The sequence below is a fragment of the Acinetobacter sp. 1000160 genome, assembly GCF_000588715.1.
Taxonomy (GTDB): Bacteria; Pseudomonadota; Gammaproteobacteria; order Pseudomonadales; family Moraxellaceae; genus Acinetobacter; species Acinetobacter courvalinii.
In genome coordinates this window covers 37,342-63,052 of the sequence record NZ_JFWP02000006.1, presented here as the reverse complement: position 1 = coordinate 63,052, position 25,711 = coordinate 37,342, and the positions used below count along the sequence as shown (strand labels likewise).

23 protein-coding genes are annotated in these 25,711 nt (G+C 43.1%); 10 read left to right on the top strand and 13 right to left on the bottom strand.

The genetic code is table 11. The annotated features are described in order from the left end of the window. Positions 1 to 32: 32 nt before the first annotated feature. The 3 genes from lpxO to trhA all read right to left on the bottom strand — a co-directional run bounded on the left by lpxO (position 33) and on the right by trhA (position 3,154). Complete coding sequence (lpxO, locus tag J699_RS05890) at positions 33 to 938, bottom strand: lipid A hydroxylase LpxO (protein ID WP_005226913.1); 906 nt, start codon at positions 936 to 938, stop codon at positions 33 to 35. 161 nt (positions 939 to 1,099) lie between these two features. Next, positions 1,100 to 2,410, bottom strand: a complete 1,311-nt coding sequence (locus J699_RS05895; protein ID WP_005226915.1) for an MFS transporter — start codon at positions 2,408 to 2,410, stop codon at positions 1,100 to 1,102. 102 nt (positions 2,411 to 2,512) lie between these two features. Continuing rightward, positions 2,513 to 3,154, bottom strand: coding sequence for a PAQR family membrane homeostasis protein TrhA (gene trhA / locus J699_RS05900; RefSeq protein WP_032870203.1), 642 nt, complete (start codon positions 3,152 to 3,154; stop codon positions 2,513 to 2,515). Positions 3,155 to 3,254: 100 nt separating this feature from the next. Here trhA and J699_RS05905 point away from each other — a divergent pair, with 100 nt between their 5' ends. Next, on the top strand, positions 3,255 to 4,472 hold the full coding sequence (locus J699_RS05905; RefSeq protein WP_032870037.1) for a class I SAM-dependent methyltransferase: 1,218 nt from the start codon (positions 3,255 to 3,257) through the stop codon (positions 4,470 to 4,472). 17 nt (positions 4,473 to 4,489) lie between these two features. Then, positions 4,490 to 4,918 (top strand): GNAT family N-acetyltransferase, encoded by a 429-nt coding sequence (locus tag J699_RS05910; RefSeq protein ID WP_032870200.1) that lies wholly within the window; start codon positions 4,490 to 4,492, stop codon positions 4,916 to 4,918. 26 nt (positions 4,919 to 4,944) lie between these two features. Here the strand turns inward: J699_RS05910 and J699_RS05915 are convergent, their stop codons facing one another. From J699_RS05915 to J699_RS05935, 5 genes are all read right to left on the bottom strand, one after another. After that, on the bottom strand, positions 4,945 to 5,175 hold the full coding sequence (locus J699_RS05915; protein ID WP_032870035.1) for a hypothetical protein: 231 nt from the start codon (positions 5,173 to 5,175) through the stop codon (positions 4,945 to 4,947). A gap of 181 nt (positions 5,176 to 5,356) precedes the next feature. Then, positions 5,357 to 6,211, bottom strand: coding sequence for a patatin-like phospholipase family protein (locus J699_RS05920; RefSeq protein ID WP_032870033.1), 855 nt, complete (start codon positions 6,209 to 6,211; stop codon positions 5,357 to 5,359). Between the two features lie 66 nt (positions 6,212 to 6,277). Next, on the bottom strand, positions 6,278 to 6,499 hold the full coding sequence (locus J699_RS05925; protein ID WP_005226923.1) for a hypothetical protein: 222 nt from the start codon (positions 6,497 to 6,499) through the stop codon (positions 6,278 to 6,280). Between the two features lie 167 nt (positions 6,500 to 6,666). Further along, a complete protein-coding gene (locus tag J699_RS05930) occupies positions 6,667 to 8,802 on the bottom strand; it encodes a 3-hydroxyacyl-CoA dehydrogenase NAD-binding domain-containing protein (protein WP_032870032.1) in 2,136 nt (711 codons plus the stop codon). 10 nt (positions 8,803 to 8,812) lie between these two features. Beyond that, on the bottom strand, positions 8,813 to 10,018 hold the full coding sequence (locus J699_RS05935; RefSeq protein ID WP_032870030.1) for an acetyl-CoA C-acetyltransferase: 1,206 nt from the start codon (positions 10,016 to 10,018) through the stop codon (positions 8,813 to 8,815). A 173-nt stretch (positions 10,019 to 10,191) separates the two neighbouring features. Here J699_RS05935 and J699_RS05940 point away from each other — a divergent pair, with 173 nt between their 5' ends. Next, positions 10,192 to 10,743, top strand: a complete 552-nt coding sequence (locus J699_RS05940; protein ID WP_032870028.1) for an AAA family ATPase — start codon at positions 10,192 to 10,194, stop codon at positions 10,741 to 10,743. Between the two features lie 21 nt (positions 10,744 to 10,764). On the opposite strand, the gene J699_RS05945 is transcribed toward J699_RS05940, so the two are convergent. Together J699_RS05945 and J699_RS05950 are read right to left on the bottom strand one after the other, a co-directional pair. Further along, positions 10,765 to 11,226, bottom strand: a complete 462-nt coding sequence (locus J699_RS05945; protein WP_032870026.1) for a GNAT family N-acetyltransferase — start codon at positions 11,224 to 11,226, stop codon at positions 10,765 to 10,767. A 93-nt stretch (positions 11,227 to 11,319) separates the two neighbouring features. Beyond that, positions 11,320 to 12,333, bottom strand: coding sequence for an AraC family transcriptional regulator (locus J699_RS05950; RefSeq protein WP_005226928.1), 1,014 nt, complete (start codon positions 12,331 to 12,333; stop codon positions 11,320 to 11,322). Between the two features lie 478 nt (positions 12,334 to 12,811). On the opposite strand from J699_RS05950, the gene J699_RS05955 reads away from it, so the two are divergent. The 5 genes from J699_RS05955 (at position 12,812) to J699_RS05975 (ending at position 20,143) form a co-directional block, all read left to right on the top strand. After that, positions 12,812 to 13,930, top strand: coding sequence for a CaiB/BaiF CoA transferase family protein (locus tag J699_RS05955; RefSeq protein ID WP_032870023.1), 1,119 nt, complete (start codon positions 12,812 to 12,814; stop codon positions 13,928 to 13,930). Positions 13,931 to 14,074: 144 nt separating this feature from the next. Further along, positions 14,075 to 15,298 (top strand): carbohydrate porin, encoded by a 1,224-nt coding sequence (locus tag J699_RS05960; protein ID WP_171070877.1) that lies wholly within the window; start codon positions 14,075 to 14,077, stop codon positions 15,296 to 15,298. Positions 15,299 to 15,442: 144 nt separating this feature from the next. Then, entirely contained in the window at positions 15,443 to 17,848 is a 2,406-nt protein-coding gene (locus J699_RS05965) for a glucose/quinate/shikimate family membrane-bound PQQ-dependent dehydrogenase (RefSeq protein WP_005288884.1), read from the top strand. A gap of 173 nt (positions 17,849 to 18,021) precedes the next feature. Continuing rightward, complete coding sequence (locus J699_RS05970) at positions 18,022 to 19,665, top strand: nitrite/sulfite reductase (RefSeq protein WP_032870017.1); 1,644 nt, start codon at positions 18,022 to 18,024, stop codon at positions 19,663 to 19,665. After that, the gene (locus J699_RS05975) at positions 19,658 to 20,143 is read left to right on the top strand and encodes a DUF934 domain-containing protein (RefSeq protein ID WP_005288880.1); all 486 of its coding nucleotides are present in this window, start codon (positions 19,658 to 19,660) and stop codon (positions 20,141 to 20,143) included. Before J699_RS05970 ends, J699_RS05975 begins: the two co-directional genes overlap by 8 nt. 54 nt (positions 20,144 to 20,197) lie before the next feature. On the opposite strand, the gene J699_RS05980 is transcribed toward J699_RS05975, so the two are convergent. From J699_RS05980 to J699_RS05990, 3 genes are all read right to left on the bottom strand, one after another. Continuing rightward, the gene (locus tag J699_RS05980; protein ID WP_005226934.1) at positions 20,198 to 20,641 is read right to left on the bottom strand and encodes a VOC family protein; all 444 of its coding nucleotides are present in this window, start codon (positions 20,639 to 20,641) and stop codon (positions 20,198 to 20,200) included. A 132-nt stretch (positions 20,642 to 20,773) separates the two neighbouring features. Next, complete coding sequence (locus J699_RS05985) at positions 20,774 to 21,949, bottom strand: thiolase family protein (RefSeq protein ID WP_032870015.1); 1,176 nt, start codon at positions 21,947 to 21,949, stop codon at positions 20,774 to 20,776. A 111-nt stretch (positions 21,950 to 22,060) separates the two neighbouring features. Next, a complete protein-coding gene (locus J699_RS05990) occupies positions 22,061 to 22,576 on the bottom strand; it encodes a GspH/FimT family pseudopilin (protein WP_032870013.1) in 516 nt (171 codons plus the stop codon). A 365-nt stretch (positions 22,577 to 22,941) separates the two neighbouring features. Between J699_RS05990 and omp38 (J699_RS05995) the strand changes: the two genes are divergently transcribed. After that, positions 22,942 to 24,000, top strand: coding sequence for an outer membrane protein Omp38 (gene omp38, locus J699_RS05995; protein WP_032870011.1), 1,059 nt, complete (start codon positions 22,942 to 22,944; stop codon positions 23,998 to 24,000). A 452-nt stretch (positions 24,001 to 24,452) separates the two neighbouring features. After that, on the top strand, positions 24,453 to 25,481 hold the full coding sequence (gene omp38 / locus J699_RS06000) for an outer membrane protein Omp38 (RefSeq protein WP_032870008.1): 1,029 nt from the start codon (positions 24,453 to 24,455) through the stop codon (positions 25,479 to 25,481). Positions 25,482 to 25,711 lie beyond the last annotated feature (230 nt).

The following is a 25,711-nucleotide window of genomic DNA, read 5'->3' as shown; positions in this document are numbered from 1 at the left end:
GCATCTCTTTTTTTATGGCTAAACCAATAGATTTACAGAAAACTTGGCAGCAGGATCAGGCCAATAATAATCGCAAATAATAACCACTTTGAAGCATAGTACAGTGGACGATTACGTTCTTTTAAACCACGACCGTAATGATGTACCGCATAGCCATATTTGAAAATACGGTTGATGAAACCAGTCTTGTCTTGGTCATCATTGGGTGAGCTTGCAGCTGACATGACATTACGGCCAAACCAGTGGTTGAACTTTTGTGCCCAGCCCCATTTCATTGGTCGTTCAATATCACAGAACAGGATAATGCGCGTTTCATCGGTCTTATTCTCAGCCCAGTGCACGAAGGTCTCGTCAAATACAGTGGCTTCACCATCTCTCCAGCTATAACGCTCCTGATCAACCTCAATAAAGCAGTCATCGCTATTCGGAGTCACCAAGCCAAGATGGTAGCGTACCGAACCGGCATAAGGATCACGGTGCTTACCCAGATAACTTCCAGAAGGAAGCTCTGTGAACATCGCCGCTTTCACTGAGGGAATGCTTTCCAGTAGTGCTACGGTTTTGGGACAGAGTTGTTGTGCTGACGGATGACTATCTTGATACCATTTCAGATAAAAGCGTTTCCAGCCACGTTTAAAGAAGGTGTTAAAGCCCGCATCATTATTCTTTTCAGAGGCTTTAATCTGGTTCTGTAGCTGAATGGCTTCCTCGCGAATCACCTGCCAGTTATCTTGTAGTGGTTTGAGTTCAGGGAACTGTGCCACATCAAAGAAAGGTTGGTTCGGCAATTTGGAAAAGCCCGTCATAAACATGTTAATCGGCGCTAAAAATGTCGAATGGTCAAATAATTGTCGAGATGCTTTTAAGCGCTCTTTACCACGTAAATAGGTATATAAGAAGCTGATTAAAAATACGGCAACGATAATCACTGCGTACATAACACAATCGTCTAAGAAAAAATAAAGGCGGTTATTTTAGCACAAAAAATATTTGGAAGAATGCAGTTGCAAAAGCAACTTTATAAGATAAAACAGCATAAATTGAATGGTATTTCAGATGATCTGAATCGGTTATTTACAGATCATCTGAAATTCAGTGCTTAAATCTGATTATTTACATCATCATGTTTGGTTTCACGAATCAGTAAAAAGGCGATTAAAGACAGGATCGACGCACAGCTGAGATATAGGCCCACTGCGCCCAGTCCATAACTTTCAGCCAGTTTGGTCGCAATATAAGGTGCAAAAGAGGCACCGAAAATACCTGCCAGATTAAAGGTTAAGGCAGAACCAGTATAACGGACCGAGATAGGAAAAATCTCTGACAGTACGGTACCAATTGGTCCGTAGGTTAAACCCATAATCGCAAGACCGATACACAGGAACAAGAACACCAGTAGTGGATTACCGGAGCCTAATAACGGTGCAAAGCAGAGTCCGAACAAGGCAGAAAGTACACAGACTGCAATCGAAGTGTTTTTACGGCCAAACTTCTCTGCAAAAATCGCAGAGAGGGGAATAAAGGCAGCAAAACATAAGGTTGCGAACAGTTGTAACACCAGAAACTCACCGCGCGCATACCCAAGTTTGGTGGTGCCCCAGTTCAAGGCAAAAACCGTGGTGAGATAAAACACCACAAAGGTACAGATGGCGGCGATGGTACCCAGGATTAACATGGGCAAATGTTTGGTCATGACTTCCTTGAAAGGAACATTGACTTCTTTTTGCTTATTCAAGACTTTCTGGAAGGCCGGTGTTTCATGTAGCTTTAAACGGATGTACAAGCCAACCAAGACCAAGATTGCACTGGCAATAAATGGAATACGCCAGCCCCAGGTCATGAACGCCTGTTCTGTCATAAAGGCATTCAGCAGTAAAAATGAGCCTGTGGCAAGGATAAAGCCGATCGGTGCACCGAGTTGCGGAAACATGCCATACCAAGCGCGTTTGCCTTCTGGTGCATTCTCCGTAGCGAGCAATACGGCACCGCTCCATTCACCACCCAGACCTAAACCTTGTCCTAAACGACATAATGCGAGCAGGAGCGGGGCTGCAAGACCAATCTGCGCATAAGTCGGCAACAGACCGATACACACCGTTGAAATACCCATGGTCAGCAAGGCAGCCACCAAGGTTGCTTTACGGCCGATCCGGTCACCGAGATGCCCAAACAGTGCCGCACCGATCGGGCGTGCAATAAAGGCGATGGCAAAGGTTGCCAGTGATTTTAGAACGGCAGCACCATCGCTACTTTCTGGGAAAAATAAATGTGGAAAAATGAGTACAGCGGCTGTGGCGTAGATATAAAAGTCAAAAAACTCAATCGTGGTACCGACAAGGCTGGCAAATAATACCCGTACTTTTGAATTGCTGGCCACTTCCGGGGTGGCAGTCGTAGTGCTTGACGACATACAAGACCTTCATGTTATTCGTTCAAGAAACAGAAGACTGTCTTGAAAAATTCCTTTTGAATGTGCAGTTTTACTTAGAAAAACTGAATGCTATATAAGGACTTATAATACATAACAGTAGATTGCTAAAAAGTGTAATCCTGCCCCTAATAGCACAAAAACATGCCAAATTGCGTGGGTATATCTTACCTTTTTTAACGCATAAAACAATGTGCCGATGGTATAAGCCAATCCGCCTGCAATTAAGAGTTGTATCGCATCTTTGCTCAGATAACGCTGCATATCATCCATCACCAGAATGGCGAGCCAGCCCATCAACAGATAGGCTGCCAGAGAAATCTTCTGGAAGCGGTGAATAAAGACCAGCTTAAACAGGGTGCCGATCAGCGCTATGATCCATAAGGCAATCAGCAGGTAGTGAGCTTTGGCGGTGGGAATCGCAATACTCAGAAACGGGGTATAAGTGCCTGCAATCAGATAATAAATTGCAGTATGATCCAGCTTTTTATACCAGTAGCGTCTACGTTCATCCACTGCAAAGTGATAAAGCATGGAACTGCTGAGTAGCAGTACCAGACTAAAGCCATAGACCCATAAACTCATCCACTGGCCCAAGGGCAGAGCATGGCCCTTAACGATTAGAAAAATGGAAGCAATCAAAGCAAGGACAGCGCCAAGTCCATGACTATAGGCATTGATCAGTTCTTCTTTGGGGTCATAGTCCAGCAATGTTTTTGAGTTCATCAAGCGATCAGGTGCATAAAAATACAACTGTATCGTAATGCAATTTCCCTTTTAAAGTAAGACGCTTTAAAATTTAGTTTCTATTTGTCAGGTTTTCATTATGTTTGCGCCGAATTTTTCTTTTGAACAAGAACAGCAGTTTTTCTTGGATATCCAGCAATCTATTGAAAATAAAAGCTTTGATCGCCTGATTCTGAGTCAGTACAAAGGGGAGCTGGCACATTTAGAGAAAATCACTTTCCGTATGATTGAACTGCAAGGACAGGCAACATTGTCCTGTTTGTATCACCATACCACTCAAGACATCACCAAAAACTATTCAATGAGTGAAGGTCTGGAAAAAATTGCAGAATTGTTGGCCCAATCTAAACAGGCAAATTTATTTACCTTGAATCAAGACATACAGCTTAAGAAAAATAAAAAGAAAGCCATGTTGACCCGCCAGAAAAAACAGGCGCTGGCAGACAAGCTTGAACAGCAGCAACATAATCGTGAAAAGCAACGTTATGTGCAACAACAAAGCCCGTTCTTAAAACATCTCGGGATTACCGATGAAAAAGGGCAAATCGTACCTAGCATGGCACGGAAGTGGAAACAGATTAATAAATTTATTGAGATCTTTTCCAATGCCTATGAACAGATCGATGCTGCACAACAGGAATTAAATATTGTCGATTTTGGTTCAGGTAAAGGTTATTTAACGTTTGCCCTATATGATTATTTACAAGCACAGCAAAAGACGCCTTTAATCACTGGGGTGGAGCTGCGTTCCAATCTGGTGGAGTTCTGCCAGCATGTGGCTGATCAGGTTGGTTTTAATCATCTGGACTTTTTTGAAGGTGATGTTCGGAGCTATCAACCAGAAAAACTGGATGTGATGATTGCATTACATGCCTGTGATATTGCAACGGATTTTGCCATTCATACCGGGATTCGTCTCAATGCATCCATGATCATGTGCGCGCCGTGCTGTCATAAAGAGCTACGTCCACAATTACAAAGTCCAGAGGTGTTACAGCCGATGCTTCAGTTTGGCATTCATGCCGGACAGCAGGCAGAAATGTTGACAGACACCTTACGTGCCTTGTTGCTGAAAGCCTATGGTTATGAAACCAAGGTATTTGAATTTGTATCTTTGGAACATACCAGCAAAAATAAAATGATTCTGGCGACCAAGCGCAAAGATATACAACAACCTGATGCTAAAATTATGCAGCAGATTCAAGCTTTAAAAGCGATGTATGGGATTGAGAAGCAAAGTCTGGAACTGTTATTGCAAGATCAGATGCCAGTCGAGAATATGGGCTGTAAGTGTTAATTCAAACAGAGAAAACGATGTATCAAGTCAAACAGGGAATTTGGGATCAATTACAGCAAGATGCGAAATTGATCCGGACATTGGTTTTTATTCAGGAACAAGGTATTGCGGAAGCAGATGAGTGGGATGAGCAAGATGCGATCTCACAACACTTTGTTCTTTATGATCAGGATCAGCCGATTGCGACAGCACGATTATTACAAAATAATAGTGTGGGGCGAGTTGCAGTACTGAAGGCTTATCGGGGGCAAGGTCTTGGTCAAATGATCATGCAAGAGATTCTGGCCTATGCACGACAGCAGCAGCGTGAATTTCTGCATTTATCCTCACAAGTGCATGCAATTTCATTTTACGAGCAGTTTGGATTTGCAGTGCAAGGCGAGGCATATGATGAATGTGGTATTCCTCATATTGAAATGATTATGCCAATCACAGCAAAGAACTAAGCTGTAATTGACATTCATTGATCTGATTACTGCTTAGATTGCTCCACCACGTCGGAACTGGCCGGAGCAGCTTCCTGAGCATGCGCTTTCTGTTGCTGTGCCTTGCGTTGCGCGCCAGGCATATAATCAGGTTCTTGGGTCATCGCTAAATAGAAAAAACTTAAAAAAATGGTACTGAGCACCCCAACAATGATGACAAATTTCCATCCCAATACGGTTTCATTTGAATCTTTTTGTGGGGATGGCTGCTTATTCATAATCAATTCCCAAATAAATAAAAAAATAAAAGCAGATTTTGCGCCTTTTTAGCTGCTGTTGCCAAGTCTAAAATAGCAATGTGAATCCTATTGAGTTAACGGGACAGTCTAAAAGGAAAATATTCGGGAGATCTGGAGGGTGGATCAGCATGAACACGCTGATCCTGTCTTAATATGGGATTTAAAGTTTGTTCCAGTCTTCGATGGCTTGTAAGCCAACATCTAAACCTACATCATAGCTATAGCGGATTTTGGCCTTATTCTTGGTCAGCCGACCTGCCATGTTTTTCAGATCAGGTGGGCAGACTTCCAGAATTTTTTGTCCTGATGGGGTGCGTACAAACTGAACCGAATCATTATAACGTTGTGTTCTGGACAATAGACTTTTTGCAAAGCCTTGATTTTGCTTGAACAGGTATTTTGCAAGGAACTGATCGCCTTTGCTGCCCGCTTTATAATAATTCTGGGGGCGGGTTCGTACGACCATCAATTTGGAAACATCATGCTGTTGTGCTGCCCAAAGTACCGGCAAGGCATCTGCTACACCGCCATCGAAATAAGGCTCTCCAAACACCTCAACGGCTTGGCGTGTCAGCACCGGAATGGAGCTAGAGGCCCTTAGGCCATCCAGAATATTGTCTTTTGAAGCTTTAATATAGGTAGCCTCGCCGGTAATGGCGTGGGTGAGGACCATATAAAATTCAGGATGACTGGCAAATAAATGTGCCTGATTCAGTGGATGTTCGCTTTCCACGACATCCCACATCCATTTTAAATCGAGCAGGTCACCGCCTTTGAAAAAACGGCCATAATGAATAAATTCTTTTCGAAGCGAATGATCTAAGTAGATTTGTAGTGTGCGGCCTTGTTGTGCAGCCAGATAGTTGGCGACATTGGTTGAACCAGAAGAAACACCAACACAGAGATCGAAGGGATTAAACTGTTGCTGTAAAAATGCATCTAGGACACCGCTGGTGAATGCACCGCGCATTCCACCACCTTCAACAACCAGTGCCTGACGATTTTGTTGAAGCATTGAATATCTCGAATAATATGATAAATCCATGTTTTACACGGATTTATCATATTCCACAATAACACTTTAGTGATTGTGCTGGTGGTTTTCCATGCTAGTTTCAGACATCATGGATGATTGTGACATTTCAGACTGAGGCGCCACTTTATTTTTGTTCATCGGCATATAATCTGGCTCGTTATTCATGGCTAAATAGAAAACCACCATAAAAATAAAGCTTAGAATACAGGTGATAATTAATGCTTTCCAACCCCACGGTGAGGTTTCTGGACAGAGTTTCTCAGACATAAGATAGTTCCAAAGGACAAAAAAATTAAAGCAAAACTGTTGGTGGTTATAGCATAAATCGTGATGTAATGCTCGAAAGTTTTACTGGCGTGCCATTGAAAAAAGAAAAAAGCCCGTACAGACAACGAGTTCCATACGGGCTGATCTGCAACGCAGAGAACATAAAATTATTGAATGATTTCTTTTCTCTGCGCGAGGTCTTTTAAGCGTTGTGGTGGCGCAAAACGTTCACCATATTGGTCTGCCAGTTGTTGCGCACGTTGCAAGGATTGCTCAATCCCGTTTTGATTCAGGAATTGAATCGCACCACCTGTCCACGGTGCAAAACCGATTCCAAAAATTGAACCGACATTGGCATCAATCACAGACTCTAAAACACCTTCTTCATAGCAGCGTAAAGTATCCAGCGCCTGCACAAACAGGAAGCGGTCAATCATGTCTTGTTCCGAAATGCTATTGTCTTTCTGCCAACGGCTGAGTCCATCCCATAAATGCTTTTTGCCATTTTCAGGATAGTCGTAGAAACCGGCACCTGCTGCCTTACCTTTACGGTTCAACTCGTGAATCATGGTATGCACCACGTCATCGACAGGAGTTTTCGGTAAATCTTTACCTTCAGCCTGCAAGGCTTTGCGGGTTTCGCTAGCAACATGTTCAGTCAAGCTTAAAGAGACTTCATCCTGAATCGCCAGTGGGCCAACCGGCATACCAGCTTTCAATGCCGCCATTTCAATTTTGGCTGGATGTACGCCTTCTGCAAGTAAACGCATCCCTTCCTGAATAAAGGTTCCGAACACACGGCTGGTAAAGAAACCGCGGCTGTCATTGACGACGATCGGCGTCTTGGCAATTTGCTGCACAAAGTCATAGGCTTTCGCCAAGGTATCCGCAGAAGTCTCTTTGCCTTTAATAATTTCAACCAGTTGCATTTTATCGACGGGACTAAAGAAGTGTAGGCCAATGAACTTCTGAGCATCTTTACTTGCTGTCGCCAAACCTGTGATTGGCAGGGTCGAGGTATTTGATGCAAAGATGCCACCTTCAGCCAAATATTGTTCAGCTTCCTGAGTCACTTTAGCTTTTAATTCCTGATTCTCAAACACCGCTTCGATGATCAGATCACAGCCTTGCAGATCTGCTGCATCAGCGGTTGCAGTAATCAGCGCTAAAACCTGATCACGTTTTTCTGCGGTCATACGACCTTGAGAAACACGCTTGTCCAAAAGTTTTTGTGAATAAGCTTTGCCTTTCTCTGCATTTTCAACCGAGACATCTTTCAGGATCACAGGGATGCCTTTGATTGCCGTCGAGTAGGCAATGCCTGCACCCATCATCCCTGCACCCAGAACACCGACTTTCTTGGCTTGCCATTTCGCAACCTCTGCAGGGCGGCTTGCGCCCGACTTGATGGCATTGAGGCCATGCCAGAAGGTGCCGATCATATTTTTGGAAACTTGGCCGACTGTAAGTTGCGTAAAGTAACGCGACTCAATACGCAAGGCAGTATCCACATCAACCTGCGCACCTTCTACTGCGGCCGCCATGATCGCTTCAGGCGCCGGGTAGCAACCTTTGGTTTTATCACGTAGCATCGCAGGCGCAATGGCAAGTACTTGTGCTACAGCAGGGGTTTTCGGATCGCCACCCGGAATTTTGTAGCCTTTGACATCAAAAGGTTGCTGTGACTTTGGATTGGCTTTGACCCAGGCAATCGCCTTATCTAACAGCTCTTGCTCATTCTCGGTGGTGTCATGTACCAAACCGAGTGATTTGGCTTTATCGACACCAAATTGCTTGCCTTCCATTAGGAACGGAAATGCATTTTGCAGGCCAAGTAAACGTACCATACGCACGATACCACCACCGCCTGGCAGCAAACCTAAAGTGACTTCAGGCAAACCAAATTTGGTTTTTGGATCATTGATGGCAATACGGTAATGACAGCCTAGAGCAATTTCCCAACCGCCACCGAGCGCCGTACCATTTAAGGCCGCAACAACAGGTACGCCTAAAGTTTCAATTGCACGTAAGTCACCTTTGAGCTCTTCAATCATCTTGAAAAATTCAGTGGCATGTTCAGGCTGAACCTGAATCAGTTCATCCAGGTCTCCACCGGCAAAAAAGGTTTTCTTGGCAGAACGGAAAATAATGCCTTTCAGATCAGTTTCTGTTTTGAGCTTTTGACTGACTTGTTGGAGTGACTCACGGAATTCTGCATTCATGGTGTTGGCAGATTGACCCGATGAGTCAAGGGTAAGAATTACAATATTGTCAGCGTTTTTTTCGTATTTAATAGCGCTCATGTTGTGCTCCTTACACCAACTCAATAATGGTGGCGATCCCCATTCCACCACCGACACACAATGTGGCCAAACCACGTTTTTTACCTTGACGCTCTAATTCATCCAGCAAAGTACCCAAAATCATGGCACCCGTTGCACCCAATGGATGCCCCATCGCAATTGCACCGCCATTCACATTGACTTTCTCGGCCGGAACCTTGAGCTCATTAATAAAACGCATCACTACGGCAGCAAAGGCTTCATTCACTTCAAACAGGTCAATATCATCAATCGTTAAGCCAGCTTTGGCCAAGGCTTTACGCGCAGCAGGCGCAGGACCTGTCAGCATAATGGTTGGATCGGTACCGACCAATGCCGTTGCCAATACTTTGGCACGTGGTTTTAAGCCTTGTTCTTTCACTGCTTTTTCAGAAGCCAGTAACACTACTGCAGCCCCATCAACGATGCCTGAGGAGTTACCTGCATGATGAACATGGTTAATTTTCTGTGCTTCTGGATATTTTTGTAAGGCAACGGCATCAAAGCCCATTTGTCCCATCATTTCAAAACTGGCATTCAGTTTTGCCAAACCTTCAACGGTGGTATTGCCTTTAATAAATTCATCTTTTTCCAAGATCAGTACACCTGAATGATCTTTGACAGGCACCACTGATTTATCGAAATATCCCTTTGCTTGAGCTGCAGCTGCTTTTTGTTGTGAACCGACTGCAAACGCATCGACATCTTCACGACTATAACCATCTAAAGTGGCAATTAAATCTGCCCCAACACCTTGTGGTACAAAAGACGATTTTAAGTTGGTTTCAGGATCAAGTGCCCAAGGACCACCATCAGAACCCATTGGAATACGAGACATCGATTCCACACCACCTGCAACGACTACATCTTCCCAACCAGAACGGACTTTTTGTGCGGCCAAGTTGACAGCTTCTAAACCAGATGCACAGAAACGGTTAATTTGCACACCAGCAACATCATCATTCCAGCCCGCTGCAATCGCTGCGGTTTTAGCAATATCACCGCCTTGGTCTGCAATCGGAGTGACGCAGCCTAAAACGATATCATCGACTTTTGAAGTATCGAGCTGATGGCGTTGTTGTAATTCATTCAATAATGATGTGAGTAATGTAATCGGTTTGACTTCATGCAGTGAGCCATCTTTTTTTCCTTTTCCGCGTGGCGTGCGAATGGCATCAATAATGTAGGCCTCGCTCATAGGTTTTCCTTGTATCACCTTAAAATTGTTGTTTATCGAGTGTACTCAATTTAAAGGTCAGTGCAATGATGATAAACATTGGCAAGTTTGATGTTTTTCGCCAATTTGACGACTTGATTGAAAAATGGATTCATCAGTACACTAACCGACCATAAATAAAATATATTGATTAAATGAAATTCATTAATATTATTGGTACCACAGGTTCTGGCAAATCTACACTAGCCCGACAATTGGCCGAAAAAACAAAATTACAAAACATCGAACTTGATAATTTACTCTGGCTGGATGATTGGCAAGAATCACCAAATGATGCTTTATTTCTGAAGCTAAAAATCGCGATGGAAAATGCTGAGACTGGGTGGGTCATTGACGGGCTTTATACCAGTACTATTCCAATGATTATGGAAAAGGTAGATACGGTTATCTGGCTTGATTATGCCTTTCACATCAATTTATATCGTTTGAGTAAGCGTACATTCGGGCGTGTGATTAGCAGGAAAAAGTTATGGGAAAACTCGAATAATCGGGAAAGTTTAAAATTGATGCTATCTAAAGAGTCTATTTTTATCTGGCTCATCAAATCGTATCCTAAAAATCGAAAGAAATATCTCGACTTAATGCAAAATCCCGCTTATCAACATATCCGGTTTATTCGTTTGACTTCGCCAAAACAGACAGCAGTATTTTTAAACGAGATGGATACTGATTTATTTAACTTATAGAACGGAGCTTATGCAGACTACTTAATCTGATAAATCCAAATGAAAGAATTGGTTATAGGGTGATTCGTTATATTCTGCGAAAGCAGCACCTTCAACAAAGCCAAACTTCTTATAAAGTTTAATTGCGGCATCAAAGTGAACGTCTTTTCCTGTTTCTAAGCTCACTCTTTGATAGTGACGTTGCTGAGCGAGTTTTAATAAAAATTTAAGCAGTTGTGCTGCGACGCCTTGACGCAAATGATCAGGATGAGTCCGCATAGACTTGATTTCTGCATGATCGGGTGTCAGCTCTTGGATTGCGCCACAGCCCAGTAATTGATCATCATTCCACAAGGTATAAAAACTAATAGAATCTTTTTGCAAACTACTCAGGTCTAATGCGAAACTATGTTCAATAGGTGTGTTCTGATGCAGGCCATGCAAATGGATATGAATGAGATTTTGGACTTGTGGGTGAGAGAAGTCAGCTTTTTTTATGATCATTCTTGTTCAAGCTTATCGTAAAATTAAGCTTATTTTTTACCATAGTTTTAAACGAGTGTTCAACAATCTCTAGTTGAACACTCGAGTGAAAAATTAGTTGTGATGGCCGTGCAACTGACGATATAAACCAGGGGTGACACCTGTCCATTTCTTAAAGGCACGGTGGAAGGTACTGGTTTCACTAAAGCCCACTTGCTGAGCCACATCTTCAAGAGTGAGATTTGGCGTCAACAATAAATGAATCGCCGCATCGCGACGCAAGGCATCTTTGACCCCTTGGTAGCTTTTACCTTCGGCAGCCAGACGGCGACGCAAGGTTTGTGGTGATAAGTACAACATTGCAGCAACATCATTAAGCGTTGGCATTTCTTCGCCAATCTGGCTCTTTAATACATCACGAATACGTGAAGTAAGTGAATTGGTGTTTTTGAATTTTACTAACAGTTGTGCTGGTGCAGCTTTCAGGAATTCTTCTAAAGTCTTTTCATCCTGACGGATCGGGAGATCAAGATAATCCGCAGCAAAAGTAATTTCGGTACGTGGCGCATCAAACTGCATGACCGGAGCGAAGAACAATGCATCATATTCATCGGCATGGTTAGGACGTTCATAACCAAAATGAACACGTTCTAAAGGGAGACGACGTTCGATTAACCATGAAGCCAGACCGTGCCAGATCATCAGCATGCTTTCAGTAATGAAGTGATCTGGATCTAGCGCTTTAGGGATATGCGGAACCAAACGGGCTTCATGCTTGTCACGTTCCAGGCTGACCGCCCACTCGTCGCCAAATAACTTGTAAAATTGTGATGAAAGTTCCAGTGCCTGTCCGAGTGTCTTGGAATGGATAATCAATTGACACATGATGGCAAAAGTACCTAGACGGCGGGGTTGTACATCAAAACCGACATGTTCGTCTTGGGTAACCATCCATAACATCTTGATAAAACGGGTGTACTGCTCTGGAGAGATTCGAGCTTTCGGTTGGCGCAGTAACTCTGCTTCTATACCGACATGTGAAAGTAACGTTTCAACGTCCATGCCTAGGCGTTTAACACCTGTTAAAGCCGCATTCACGAAGTGGATGCTGATCGTATCACGGCTCATATTGAATCCTTCAGTTTCTTTACTATTCACGATAATTGACCTAAATAACCGTCTAAAATAAAAAGGGCTTGTTGGTTGATCAGATATAGCTGCGACAATAGACATTTTTTAGATGGTACAAGGCATGGCTTGTGAAGTTTAGTACTTCTAAATGAGCATGACATAACGCAGTAGCATCAAAAAATGCCTTTGTCCCGTAGGGTTGTGGCAAAAATTTCCTCATCCATCGTTATGAAACTCGGAAATGAATTATCATTCCTGTCGTTTCATGTCCCGTCTGATAAAATTTTTGCTAACAACGCAACATATATATGATCAATTAACAAGCCCTATGGCAATTGACAAGAAAAATAATTGCGCCTTGTATACATGTTAAATTGCCGAAACTATCAAGGTAAATGGCTGAACATGACATTGTTTTTGTGTTTATCCACACCTAGTATAAAAGAAAATTTGAACAAATTGAGTAAAAATTATCATGCCATCTGCTCTAAAGGGATTGAAAGTCCTAGATTTTTCTACTTTATTACCAGGACCATTTGCCAGTATGTACCTTGCCGACATGGGTGCAGAAGTTATCCATATTGAATCTCCAACACGTCCCGATCTGGTAAGGATTATGCCACCCTATGCGAATGGTCAGGCCACTGCACATAGTTATCTCAATCGAAACAAGCAGTCAATCGCACTCGACCTAAAAGATGCCGCCAATATTGAACTGATCAAAACTAAAATTTCAGAGTTCGATATTGTGCTGGAGCAGTTCCGTCCCGATGTGATGCGTCGTTTAGGTCTGGATTATGAGACCCTGGCTGAGATTAATCCAAGATTGATCTATTGCTCAATTACCGGCTATGGTCAGACAGGGGCCTATAAAGACCGGGCCGGGCATGACATTAACTATTTAGCCCTGGCTGGCGTTTCTGGACATAGTGGTCGTCAGGATAGTGGGCCGCCGCCTTTAGGAATTCAGATTGCCGATGTCGCAGGTGGTTCTTTGCATGCCGTGATTGGTATTCTTGCCGCCGTAGTTGAGCGTCAACGCAGTGGGTTGGGACAGTATATTGATATTTCCATGACCGATTGTGTCGCGAGTCTGAATAGTATGGCCGCATCTGCCAGTCTGGCCGGACAGACTGCACAGGCGCCTGAAGCAGGTATGCTCAATGGTGCGAGTTTCTACGACTATTATGAAACCAAAGATGGGCGTTATTTCTCGGTTGGAAGTTTAGAGCCTCAGTTTATGGCGGGTTTGGCTGCTGCTTTAGACTTACCCGTACTGTTAGCCAAAGGTGCCTCTTTTGATTCAGAAGATCGTCAAGCTGTAAAACAAGCGCTACGAGATAAGTTTAAGACCCAGAATTTCTCAGAATGGCAACATCTGTTCCAGAGTCTGGATATTTGTGTGGAACCGGTACTCAGTCTGGATGAAGCATTGGTCTCGCCAATGGCCCAACAACGCGGCTGGGTGGTGGATGTGCCTTTATCTGGAAATAATTCACAAACTGAGCCACAGTTGGCCTGTCCTATTAAGTTTTCCCGTTCTCAAATGAAGTATGCTTTTATCGGGCAGGGGTTGGGTGAGGGTAAGTGGTAGAAAATATGTGCGACTAATCACTGATTGTTAAAATATTGTACAGATTGTTAACATTTTGAATAAGTTGTAATTTAAAAATAAGAGTAACCTTTTATACACAATAACATAAAAGGTTACGTAAACATGACAATCTCTAAGTCTTTGATTGTTTCTTGTTTATCCGTTCTATTATTGAGTCTTTTTGCACATCAAACTCAAGCCGCTTCTGCTGCCTTTGACCCAAATGGTCAATGGCTGTTTGGTGATTGGAACGGTCAACGCACGGCGTTGCAAGAACAGGGTTACAAATTTTCTGCTGATTACACGGGTGAATTTGCAGGGGTTTTAGATTCTAAACAGCACTCAAGCCATGGCAGTGAATTCACTGGACAACTGGCTTTGGGTACCAACTTCGACCTGAATAAAATTTTAGGTTGGCAAGATACTGAGGCACAGATCACAGTCACTTACCGTGATGGTCAGTCTTTGTCACAAACTGCAGAGGGTTTACAAGGCCACCAGAGTTCTGTACAGGAAGTCTGGGGTCGTGGTCAAACTTGGCGCCTGACGGATCTCTGGATCAAAAAGAAATTTTTAGATCAGGCCTTAGATATTAAAGTCGGTCGTTTTGGTGAAGGTGAAGATTTCAACAGCTTTGCCTGTGACTTCCAGAACCTGGCTTTATGTGGTTCGCAGGTCGGTAACTGGGTCGGCGATCAATGGTACAACTGGCCAGTTAGCCAGTGGGCATTACGTGTCAAATACAACTTGCAGCCTGACCTGTATGCACAAATCGGGGCGTATGAATACAACCCTGAAAACTTGCAGCGTGGTAAAGGTTTCAATTTAAGTACGGATGGTTCACGTGGTGCGATTATTCCGGCTGAAGTGGTGTGGACACCAAAACTCGGTGCATTGTCTTTACCAGGCGAATACCGTTTTGGCTACTACTACAGTACGGCTGATGCCGCAGAAATTGAAAATCCTGCCAAAACCGGACACAAACAAGGCGGCTGGTTCACCGTAAAACAACAGTTAACCCGTCATGATGGTCAGTCGGATCGTGGTTTAACCGGTTTCGTCAATGTCACGGTACATGATTCCAAAACCAATGCAGTTAAAGACATGCAAAATGTCGGTCTGATCTATAAAGGTTTATTGGACCAGCGTCCGCAAGACGAACTGGCTTTGGGCGTCGCACGTATCCATGCCAATGATGAAAATAACAGTTTGCTGGATGAAGAGTACAACACCGAGTTGTATTACGGCATTCATGCCACCAACTGGCTCACCATCCGTCCAAATATTCAATATGTACACCATGTGGGCGCATTGAAAGATGGCGATAAAACCTGGGTGGGTGGCATCAAGTTCCAAACCATTTTCTAATTTCGGTACTCGAGCAATTTTGCAGATGGCGTTCATAAAACGGACTGTATCTGCAAAATACTTGTTGTGATTTGAACTCGACCATCCAGTCGATCATGTCTGCGCTGGATGGATCTACAAATATAAAAGATGCAAGGTGATCTTATGAATCAATCTGCTTCAAAATCTGGGCTTAGAACCTTGACGGTGATCATTATCGCCCTCATTGCATTGTTCTTGCTCATCGGCGGTATCTGGCTTGCTGCAATCGGCGGGTCTTTTTATTATGTAGTTGCAGGTGTGCTGTTGCTGATTGTGGCAGTACAACTTTATAAACGTGCTTCAGGCCCGTTATGGGTTTATGCTGCCCTCATGCTAGGAAGTGTGATCTGGGGTATCTGGGAAGTGGGTACAGACTTCTGGGCACTGGCACCACGTCTGGATATTCTGGGTATTCTCGGTCTCTGGTTACTCATTCCTGCAGTGACACGTGGTATTGATAATCTGGCATCAAGCAAGGTGGCATTATCATCAACCTTAGCAATTGCGATTGTGGTGATGGTGTACTCGATCTTCAATGATCCTCAGGAAATCAATGGCGTCATCCAGACACCACAACCTGCGCAAGCGAAAGCGGTTGACGGGATTGCACCTGAAGACTGGCCTGCATATGGTCGTAGTCAGGGGGGCGAGCGCTATTCTCCATTGACCCAGATCAATGATAAAAACGTCAAAGACCTAAAGGTAGCGTGGACCTTACGTACTGGTGATTTCAGAACTGAAAATGACTCAGGTGAAACCACCAATCAGGTCACGCCAATCAAGATTGGCAATAACATGTTTATGTGTACGCCACATCAGCATCTGATCTCAATTGATCCGGCAACAGGTAAGGAAAAATGGCGTTTTGATCCTAAACTCAAAACCGATAAAACCTTCCAGCATTTAACCTGTCGTGGTGTGATGTACTACGATGCTGCCAATACCACTGAATTTGCGACCAGTTTACAAGCGAAGAAGTCGGCCTCTACCGAGTGTCCACGTAAAGTCTTCGTTCCGGTTAACGATGGTCGTTTAGTCGCAGTGAATGCAGATACCGGTAAGGCATGTTCTGACTTTGGTCAAAATGGTGAAGTGAACTTGCAAGAGTTCATGCCATATGCGTATCCAGGTGGTTATAACCCGACATCGCCAGGTGTAGTGTCTGGTACCACTGTAGTGATTGCAGGTTCAGTAACGGATAACTATTCGAGCAAAGAACCTTCTGGTGTGATTCGTGGTTATGACGTCAATACCGGTAAGCTGTTATGGGTATTTGATACGGGTGCTGCTGATCCAAATGCAATGCCTGGTCAAGACACGACTTTTGTGCATAACTCACCAAATGCGTGGGCACCGTTGGCTTACGATCCTAAACTGGATATTGTTTATGTACCGACAGGTGTAGGTACGCCAGATATCTGGGGCGGTGACCGTACCGAACTGAAAGAGCGTTATGCCAACTCAATGCTGGCGATCAATGCCACCACAGGTAAACTGGTATGGCATTTCCAGACCACACATCATGACTTGTGGGATATGGATGTTCCATCACAACCTTCATTGGCGGATATTCAGGATAAATCGGGGCAAACTGTGCCAGCGATTTATGTCTTGACCAAAACAGGCAATGCCTTTGTTTTAGATCGCCGTAATGGTCAGCCAATTGTACCGATTACTGAAAAACCGGTACCACAAACCGTGAAGTGGGGACCACAGACCAAAGGTGAGTTCTATTCAAAAACCCAACCTTTCTCTGACCTTAACTTAGCACCGAAAGATAAGTTAACTGATAAAGACATGTGGGGTGCCACCATGTTTGACCAGTTAATGTGTCGTGTGAAATTTAAACGTCTCAATTATGACGGTATCTATACGCCACCTTCTGAAAACGGAACATTAGTTTTCCCTGGTAACCTCGGTGTATTCGAGTGGGGCGGTATGTCTGTGAATGCAGACCGTCAGGTTGCTGTCATGAATCCGATTGGCCTGCCATTTGTCAGCCGTTTGGTTCCTGCGGATCCAAACCGTCCTCAAACCGCGAAAGGAGCGGGTACAGAACAAGGCATGCAACCGATGTATGGTACGCCATATGGGGTTGAAATCAGTCCGTTCTTGTCACCATTCGGCTTACCGTGTAAACAACCGGGCTGGGGCTATGTGGCGGGGGTGGATTTGAAAACCCATGATGTCGTCTGGAAAAAACGTATCGGGACTATCCGTGACAGCTTGCCAAATCTATTCCAGTTGCCAGCAGTGAAAATTGGTGTGCCGGGTCTAGGTGGTTCAATCTCGACTGCCGGTAACGTGATGTTTGTGGGTGCAACCCAAGATAACTACATCCGTGCCTTCAATGTTTCAAATGGTGACAAGTTATGGGAAGCTCGTTTACCAGCAGGTGGACAGGCAACACCAATGACTTATGAAGCCAATGGTAAACAGTATGTGGTGATTATGGCCGGTGGACATGGTTCATTTGGTACCAAAATGGGTGATTATTTAGTTGCTTATGCTTTGCCAGATAAGAACTAATTTCATTTAGAAATCATCTTAAAAAGCCCGGATTCGTCTGGGCTTTTTCTTTTTATGGCAATTAGATAGGCTTATCAATAAAACCGTTATTAAATATGCAAAAAAAGCATTTTGTTGATGAATGAAAGCTCGCTATGCTAGTCGCCTTTATAATGAATGACTAGCCATACGCCATGTATTTATATACGGATTTCGATCAACAACTGATTAACCAACGTGTTGCTCAGTTTCGTGATCAGACAGAACGCTATTTAGCAGGAAAATTAACAGAAGACGAATATCGTCCACTACGTTTGCAAAATGGTTTATACGTGCAACGTTATGCGCCAATGCTCCGTATCGCTGTGCCGTATGGCTTGATGAATACCAAACAACTCAGAAAAATTGCTGAAATTGCGACGGAATATGACCGCGGTTATGCCCACGTTTCCACCCGTCAAAATATTCAGTTGAACTGGCCTGCATTAGAAAATGTGCCTGATATTCTTGCTGAACTGGCCACAGTGCAAATGCATGCGGTACAAACTTCGGGTAACTGTATCCGTAATACCACCACAGATCAGTTTGCGGGTGTTGTAGCAGGCGAGATTGCCGATCCACGTCCGACCTGTGAGTTGATTCGTCAGTGGAGTACCTTCCATCCTGAATTTGCCTTCTTGCCACGTAAGTTCAAGATTGCAGTATCTGCCTTGCAAGAGAAAGACCGTGCTGCAACAGCATTCCATGATATCGGTGTTTATCTGGTGCGTAATGATGCGGGTGAAATGGGCTATAAAATCATGGCAGGTGGTGGTTTGGGCCGTACCCCGATCATTGGTAGCGTGATTCGTGAATTCTTGCCGCGCGAAGATCTGATTGCCTATCTTGAAGCAACCTTACGTGTTTATAACTTGCATGGCCGTCGTGATAACAAATATAAAGCACGTATCAAGATTCTGGTAAAAGCATTAACACCAGAAGTATTTGCACAAAAAGTTGAAGCTGAATTTGAACACACTCGTGAAGCGTTAAAGATTCAACCTGAAATCCTGAAAAAAATGGATGAAGAATTTACGCCATTTGATTATCAGGATCTGGAAGATCAAGACTTCACAGCATTGTTTGCCGAGCATCCGAAATTCAAACAGTGGTTTAACGTCAATACCAATGCACATAAAGTGAAAGGCTATCGTATTGTTACGATTTCCTTGAAACGTGCAGGAGTTGCGCCGGGTGATGTCACTTCTGAAGAAATGAACTTAATCGCAGACTTGGCGGATAAGTACACCTTTGGTGAGTTCCGTACCACGCACGAACAAAATATTTCATTGGTAGACGTACCACAGAAAGATTTATTTGAATTGTGGCAAACCCTTGAATATCACAACATGGCGCGTGCGCATATCGGCTTTATTACCGATATCATTTGCTGCCCAGGTGGGGATTTCTGTTCATTGGCCAATGCCAAATCAATTCCAATTTCAGAAGCAATTAGCCGTCGTTTTGAAGATTTGGATACCATTTACAATCTTGGCGAGCTTGACCTGAATATCTCGGGCTGTATGAATGCCTGTGGTCATCACCATGTCGGCAATATCGGTATTCTCGGGGTTGATAAAAAAGGTGCTGAGTTCTATCAAATCACTTTAGGTGGTCATGCAGATCATGATGCCTCTTTAGGTGATATCTTGGGGCCATCTTTTGCTGCTGATGCGGTACCTGATGTGATTGAGGAAATCCTGAATACTTACCTTGATTTGCGTAATGAAGGTGAGCGTTTTATTGATACCTATCGCCGTGTTGGCATTCAACCATTCAAGGAGCGTGCTTATGCTTAATACATCGCTACAAGTGCTGTCTAAAGATGGCACGATTGCAGACAATACTTATCAAGTCATTGCAGAAGATGGTACGCTTCCTCAAGGTGATGTGGTATTAACCACGGCACAACTTGATCAATTGGCACAGGTCCAGGGCAAAAAAGCGTTGTACATTACCGTGAATGATTCTCCTGAAACTCATCAATTTCCGTTAAATGAATTTGATGCGATCTTTATTGAGTTTGCCGGTTTTAATGATGGCCGTGGTTATTCATTTGCGGCCTTATTGCGCCGTCAGGGTTACCAAGGTGAGTTACGTGCGGTCGGTGATATCTTCAAGGATGTTTTAAATTATTTAAAACGTTCTGGCTTTGACACCTTTGTGGTGAAAGAAGGTAAGGACATTCATGAAGCCGCTGCGGGTCTTCAGGACTTTACCAATCCTTATCAGGCTTCAACTGCCGTGCCGCAAGCAAGTTATCAGACCGGGGCTTAAGCCTTCTGTAATAAAAAAGCTGAACTTTGGTTCAGCTTTTTTATTTTCTCAAGCTTATTCATCCAGCTGACAATTGATCATCCATTTGATCCCGAACTGATCGGTAAAAGCACCGTAGAGTGCACCCCAGAAGGTTTTTTCCAAGGGCATTTCAATCTGACCATTGACCGATAAGGCATCGAAAAGTCTTTGCGCATCCTCAAGTTCATCAGGGTCGAGGTTAATTGAAATATAGTGATTGTTGCCTTGGGTAAATACGCTATGCGGGGCACAGAATTGGTCGTTAACATCTGAGGCCATCAATACCGTAAATTCATTGATCGGTAAAGAAACATGCAGAATCAGGTTCTTATCGGCTTCGGAAAGAGAGACTCCTTCTGTGGGTGGCATATCACCATAGCGACTGAGCATGGCAAACTCACCGCCAAATACCGATTTATAAAAATTAAACGCCTGTTCGGTTTGTCCTTTGAAATTTAAATAATGATTCAGTTGCATGGGGGACGTCCTGTTGTTTTTTTATTCACTGCATAACTTATCGGGAATTTAACAATGGGTGCATTATTTTTTGTAATTGCCAAAACAAAAAATCCTGCACTGGGCAGGATTTTTCAGCTAAACGATCGATCCTTAGATCAATTCAATCGCAACAGCAGTTGCTTCACCACCACCGATACACAGTGCTGCAACGCCTTTTTTGCCGCCTGTGCGTTTAAGGGCATGAATCAAGGTCAGGATAATACGAGAACCTGTAGAACCAACAGGGTGACCTAATGCGCAAGCACCGCCATTGATATTCACTTTTTCTGCATCCAGTTTGAAATCATCAATCGGGCACATGGTCACCATCGCAAATGCTTCATTGATTTCCCAAAGGTCAACCTCTTGTGCATCCCAGCCTGCTTTCTTCAATACTTTTTCGATTGCACCGACAGGAGCAATGGTAAATTCAGAAGGGTGCTGTGAGTTAGACGCTGTGGCAATAATTTTTGCCAAAGGTTGTAAACCGCGTTGTGTCGCAACTTCGCTTGAAGTAAGGACCAGTGCAGAGGCACCATCAGAAATCGAGCTTGCATTCGCTGCGGTAATGGTACCGTCTTTTGCAAAAGCTGGTTTAAGCGACGGGATTTTATCAATTTTTGCACTTAATGGTTGTTCATCCTGATCAACAACCACATCACCTTTACGGGTAGAAACCGTTACAGGGACGATCTCGTCTTTAAAGTAGCCTTCAGTAATCGCTTTCTGTGCACGATGTAAAGAACGGATCGCGAAATCGTCCATTTGTTCACGAGTATAGTGACGTTGATTTGCCATGTCCTGAGCAAATGAACCCATTAACCGACCTGTTTCTGCATCTTCAAGACCATCAAGGAACATATGATCCTTGATTTCACCATGGCCCATGCGATAACCGCCGCGTGCTTTAGGTAATACATAAGGCGCATTGGTCATTGATTCCATACCACCCGCAACCACGATCTCGGCACTACCGGCCTTGATCATGTCTGCTGCCTGCATCACTGCTTTCATACCAGAGCCACAAAGCTTGTTGATGGTGACTGCACCAGTAGAATCTGGTAAACCAGCTTTACGCATAGCCTGACGAGCTGGACCTTGTTTGAGACCAGCAGGTAGTACACAACCCATGATGACTTCTTCTACATCAGTTGGTTGTAGGCCAGAACGAGCAATAGCTTCTTTAATCGTTACAGCACCTAACTCAGGCGCTGTTACACCTGATAATGCACCTTGGAAGCCACCCATTGCAGTACGAGCGCCATTAACAATTACGATGTCAGTCATTATGTGTCTCCACACTTATAATTTATAAAAAATGTTCCAAACTTAAGCAGTATATTAAAAAAACAACCGGAATAAAGTGTTTTACTTTTTTTAAGCTAGACTGAGGAGTTTTTAACAGCTGGATATTTTCTCAAAGCGGATATTGCCCATGCGGCTTAAGCGTATTTTAGTATGGTAATCGGGCGAAGTTGAACAGTAAGTAAAACTGCCATTTGCAGCAAAGGGCAGTCCATTTTCACCCTGAAAAATGATGGCATCGAATGTAGAACCAAAAGCACTATATTGAAGATCGCCGTATTTTAGCTTTAGGGCAACCCCAAAGAGCAAGGCTTCGTTCTGATCTCGTTCCCTATTGCGGTTGCTATCTATAAATCCGATAAATCCCTGATTCCAGTCTCTACCACACTCACTTAAATCATTGCTTGGGCAGAGCATCACATTTTTATGATAAAGCTGTGCATCGGTTTTTGCTTTTTGTATATGAATTGTGAGGTTTCTTTTTAAGTAATTGGCTTCACTTGAAACCATTAAGTCGCGAAAATGTGGTAGGGCCATAAAGCTGAGAATCGCCAGAATACTGATCACGGTAAGCAATTCATTTAATGTAAATCCATGTGGTCTAAACATGTTTTTCCTGTCTATTTTTATTAACTTTTTTATTAACAATATGTTAAGGTTGCTTCTTATTTGTGATGGTGAAAATAACTAACAAATAAGTTAAATAATACTTAAGCATAGATTCATAGACAGTAATCTATTAGAAGCTGTATGAAAATTGAAAATTTACGGAACTACAACGGAAATTGTAAGCAATTTTGTCAATAATTTACGAGGTTAAAGTTATCAAGCACTTGGAAAATTCATCAAGTGTTTGTATGATTCAAAGTGAAGTGAATGGCTGAAAATAATGTTGTAGAACATTAATGTTCTCAGTACGAAAAATCATAGGCTGAGCTTACACAACAAACAATTGTTATCTCTGGAGGATATCCATGAAATTGAGTCGTATTGCACTTGCTATGCTTGTTGCTGCTCCTTTAGCTGCTGCTAATGCTGGCGTAACAGTAACTCCTTTAATGCTTGGTTACACATTCCAAGACACTAAACACAACAACAGTGTTGAGAATTTAACTAACAGTGCTGAAATCCAAGACGACTTGTTCGTTGGTGCTGCATTAGGTATTGAATTAACACCTTGGTTAGGTTTTGAAGCTGAATACAACCAAGTTAAAGGTGATGTTGACGCTGCTACACCTAATGCTGAATACAAGCAACAACAAATCAACGGTAACTTCTACGTTACTTCTGATTTGATCACTAAAAACTATGACAGCAAAATCAAGCCATATGTATTGTTAGGTGCTGGTCACTACAAATACAAGTTTGATGATGCTAGCGCTGCTGAATTAGGTCGTGCTGGTCGTGGCTTGAAAGAAGAAGGTACTTTAGGTAATGCTGGTTTTGGTGCTTTCTGGCGCTTGAACGATGCTTTGTCTCTTCGTACAGAAGCTCGTGGTACTTATAACATCGATGAAGATTTCTGGAACTATACAGCACTTGCTGGTTTGAATGTCGTTCTTGGTGGTCACTTGAAACCTGCTGCGCCAGTGGTAGAAGTTGCTCCGGTTGAACCAACTCCAGTTGCTCCACAACCACAAGAGTTGACTGAAGACCTTAACATGGAACTTCGTGTGTTCTTTGATACCAACAAATCTGATATCAAACCACAATACAAGTCTGAAATTGCGAAAGTTGCAGAGAAGTTAGCTGAATACCCGAATGCGACTGCTCGTATCGAAGGTCATACAGATAACACTGGTCCACGTAAGTTAAACGAACGTTTATCTTTGGCGCGTGCTAACTCTGTTAAATCTTCACTTGTAAATGAATACAACGTTGATGCATCTCGTTTGTCAACTCAAGGTTTCGCTTGGGATCAACCGATTGCTGATAACAAAACTAAAGAAGGTCGTGCTATGAACCGTCGCGTATTCGCTGCGATTTCTGGTAGCCGTACTGTTCTTGTACAACCGGGTCAACAAGCTCAATAATTTGAGTTTTTGAACTGAATAAAAAGCGACTCGTCAGAGTCGCTTTTTTTATACTGAAAAAAGCTATTTCACGTTGATGAGCAAAGTAGGGCCTCATATTCTAAAAGTAAATCTGGATAGCTGGGCTCTACTGCGAATATCGTGTTGGAATTATTTAGCTTTCTTGAAAAGATTTTGATAGCTTGTTAAAATTTTGATTAAAAAGTGATAAGCTCTCACAGCTTTGTTAGATATTGTTAAATTTAGAATTTTCTAATTTTTTTGAAGAGAGATACGTCTTTTTGGTGGTATCCTGAGCAAATGTTACTAAATACTTGGAAAATTGGTCAGGTATTTGTATGATTTAAGCTAAGGTGAATGACTGAAAAAGATATAACAAAACTATTTCTCAGCATTCAAAAAAGTTATTCGCGTTTACAGAACAAACAATTTTTTGTTTTTGGAGGATATCCATGAAATTAAGTCGTATTGCACTTGCTCTGCTTGTTGCTGCCCCTATGGCTGCTGCAAATGCAGGCGTAACAGTCACTCCTTTAATGCTGGGTTATACTATGTTCGATACTGAACATAACAACCGTGGTGATAAAGGTCAATTAACCCCAGGCGCAGAGTTAGATGACGATTTATTCGTTGGTGCTGCACTTGGTGTAGAAATTACACCTTGGTTAGGCGCAGAAGTTGAATATAGCCAGATTAAAGGCGACACCAGCAGAAATAACGATTATAAAGGTCGTAACATTGCTGGTAATGCTTATGTGACTTCTGACTTGATCACTAAGAACTACGATAGCAAAATCAAACCATACGTATTAGCGGGTGCTGGTCACTACAAATACGAAGGTGATGACATCTATGGTGGCAAGCAAGAAGGTACCTTGGCAAATGCTGGTGGTGGTGTGTTCTGGCGTTTGAACGATGCTTTGTCTCTTCGTACAGAAGCTCGTGGTACTTACCATTTTGATGAAAAATTCTGGAACTACACAGCGCTTGCTGGTTTGAACGTCGTTCTTGGTGGTCACTTGAAACCTGCTGCACCAGTGGTAGAAGTTGCTCCAGTTGAACCAACTCCAGTTGCTCCACAACCACAAGAGTTGACTGAAGACCTGAACATGGAACTTCGTGTATTCTTCGATACCAACAAATCTGACATCAAGCCGCAATATAAAACTGAAATTGCGAAAGTTGCAGAGAAGTTAGCTGAATATCCGAACGCAACTGCTCGTATCGAAGGTCACACAGATAACACTGGTCCACGTAAGTTAAACGAACGTTTATCTTTGGCGCGTGCTAACTCTGTTAAATCTTCACTTGTAAATGAATACAATGTTGATGCATCTCGTTTGTCAACTCAAGGTTTCGCTTGGGATCAACCGGTTGCTGACAACAAAACTAAAGAAGGTCGTGCGATGAACCGCCGCGTATTCGCTGCGATTACTGGTAGCCGTACTGTTCTTGTACAACCAGGTCAGCAAGCTCAATAATTTGAGTGTGTGAACTGAATAAAAAGCGACTCGTCAGAGTCGCTTTTTTTATGAACATAAGTTTTTCTGTAGGGATGATGTAAAAGAAAGGACCTCCTTCTTAAAAAACAGAATAATCTTGGTTAAATAATGAGGGTATCGTGAGGATTGTTTAGTTTTATTGAAAAGATTTTGACAACTGGTTAATATTTTGATTAAAAAGTGATAAGCTCTCACTGCTTTGTTGGAGG

Bases quoted from the DNA above. Each gene is read 5' to 3' on its own strand.
- J699_RS05945 (WP_032870026.1), bottom strand. From the start codon at position 11,226: ATGATCATAAAAAAAGCTGACTTCTCTCACCCACAAGTCCAAAATCTC.
- J699_RS05980 (WP_005226934.1), bottom strand. From the start codon at position 20,641: ATGCAACTGAATCATTATTTAAATTTCAAAGGACAAACCGAACAGGCG.
- trhA (WP_032870203.1), bottom strand. From the start codon at position 3,154: ATGAACTCAAAAACATTGCTGGACTATGACCCCAAAGAAGAACTGATC.
- J699_RS05935 (WP_032870030.1), bottom strand. From the start codon at position 10,018: ATGAGCGAGGCCTACATTATTGATGCCATTCGCACGCCACGCGGAAAA.
- J699_RS05895 (WP_005226915.1), bottom strand. From the start codon at position 2,410: ATGTCGTCAAGCACTACGACTGCCACCCCGGAAGTGGCCAGCAATTCA.
- J699_RS05930 (WP_032870032.1), bottom strand. From the start codon at position 8,802: ATGAGCGCTATTAAATACGAAAAAAACGCTGACAATATTGTAATTCTT.
- omp38 (WP_032870011.1), top strand. From the start codon at position 22,942: ATGAAATTGAGTCGTATTGCACTTGCTATGCTTGTTGCTGCTCCTTTA.
- J699_RS05970 (WP_032870017.1), top strand. From the start codon at position 18,022: ATGTATTTATATACGGATTTCGATCAACAACTGATTAACCAACGTGTT.
- lpxO (WP_005226913.1), bottom strand. From the start codon at position 938: ATGTACGCAGTGATTATCGTTGCCGTATTTTTAATCAGCTTCTTATAT.
- J699_RS05950 (WP_005226928.1), bottom strand. From the start codon at position 12,333: ATGAGCCGTGATACGATCAGCATCCACTTCGTGAATGCGGCTTTAACA.
- J699_RS05910 (WP_032870200.1), top strand. From the start codon at position 4,490: ATGTATCAAGTCAAACAGGGAATTTGGGATCAATTACAGCAAGATGCG.
- J699_RS05915 (WP_032870035.1), bottom strand. From the start codon at position 5,175: ATGAATAAGCAGCCATCCCCACAAAAAGATTCAAATGAAACCGTATTG.
- J699_RS05990 (WP_032870013.1), bottom strand. From the start codon at position 22,576: ATGTTTAGACCACATGGATTTACATTAAATGAATTGCTTACCGTGATC.
- J699_RS05905 (WP_032870037.1), top strand. From the start codon at position 3,255: ATGTTTGCGCCGAATTTTTCTTTTGAACAAGAACAGCAGTTTTTCTTG.
- J699_RS05920 (WP_032870033.1), bottom strand. From the start codon at position 6,211: ATGCTTCAACAAAATCGTCAGGCACTGGTTGTTGAAGGTGGTGGAATG.
- J699_RS05965 (WP_005288884.1), top strand. From the start codon at position 15,443: ATGAATCAATCTGCTTCAAAATCTGGGCTTAGAACCTTGACGGTGATC.
- omp38 (WP_032870008.1), top strand. From the start codon at position 24,453: ATGAAATTAAGTCGTATTGCACTTGCTCTGCTTGTTGCTGCCCCTATG.
- J699_RS05955 (WP_032870023.1), top strand. From the start codon at position 12,812: ATGCCATCTGCTCTAAAGGGATTGAAAGTCCTAGATTTTTCTACTTTA.
- J699_RS05925 (WP_005226923.1), bottom strand. From the start codon at position 6,499: ATGTCTGAGAAACTCTGTCCAGAAACCTCACCGTGGGGTTGGAAAGCA.
- J699_RS05985 (WP_032870015.1), bottom strand. From the start codon at position 21,949: ATGACTGACATCGTAATTGTTAATGGCGCTCGTACTGCAATGGGTGGC.
- J699_RS05975 (WP_005288880.1), top strand. From the start codon at position 19,658: ATGCTTAATACATCGCTACAAGTGCTGTCTAAAGATGGCACGATTGCA.
- J699_RS05940 (WP_032870028.1), top strand. From the start codon at position 10,192: ATGAAATTCATTAATATTATTGGTACCACAGGTTCTGGCAAATCTACA.